Below are 650 nucleotides of genomic sequence, written 5' to 3'. Positions count from 1 at the left end.
AAATTCGTCAAGGTATAATTGATTTGGCTTATCATTAGATACTGGCAGTAATTTAAGCGGCTTGGTTTCATTTGTAACACTCTACAGAATTTTTATTCTATTTTATGTGAAATTTGCGTAAGTCCTATCTATAAAATATTCTTGCAAGTAAGCAGTGTAAGATACTCTAGTTTGGCGTTATCAGAAGTCAGCCCATCGCCTTTATCTCATGACACGGTTAGCCGATGGTTAAAAAGTAGATGTTTCCGCCCTAAAGAGGCTGTCGCAAAAGCTCATGTTATCGATTAAAATTTGCTTTATTCGTTTTAAACGCAGATCTTTTATGACCGTATTTACTCGCAAACTGGAATCGCCTTCTCACACCAAACGTAAGTTTGTCAAAGCGCAAAATCTACCTATCTTGGAGGGTTCTGTTTCCCTTTGCGATTATCTCAAGCAAATTGGTGAACGTAGGGCATTTATTGTCACAGAGATTTTGGATGAACAAGACTGGGTACCTTTCGAACGCTGTTATTCTTCAACAGGTAGAGCGCCGTATTCTCCTCGTTCAATGATGGGAATTTTGCTTTATGGGATCATGAAAGGGCATAGTTCGCTCAGAGCACTTGAAAATCTGGCGCGTTTAGATTTGGGATGTATTTTTGTCAGCC

The 650-nt window shown here is 39.1% G+C and carries 2 protein-coding genes; both read left to right on the top strand.

From position 1 onward, the window contains the following. Positions 1-141 precede the first annotated feature (141 nt). Positions 142-288, top strand: a complete 147-nt coding sequence (locus CBG25_RS09505) for a hypothetical protein (RefSeq protein WP_290606258.1) — start codon at positions 142-144, stop codon at positions 286-288. Beyond that, positions 275-650 (top strand): hypothetical protein (locus tag CBG25_RS09500; protein WP_290603693.1); only part of this gene is annotated, 376 nt, incomplete at its 3' end. The genes CBG25_RS09505 and CBG25_RS09500, both read left to right, overlap by 14 nt.

Origin of the sequence: Arsenophonus sp. ENCA, from assembly GCF_002287155.1 — a bacterium.
GTDB lineage: Bacteria > Pseudomonadota > Gammaproteobacteria > Enterobacterales > Enterobacteriaceae > Arsenophonus > Arsenophonus nilaparvatae.
This window is presented reverse-complemented; position numbering and strand designations above follow the sequence as displayed.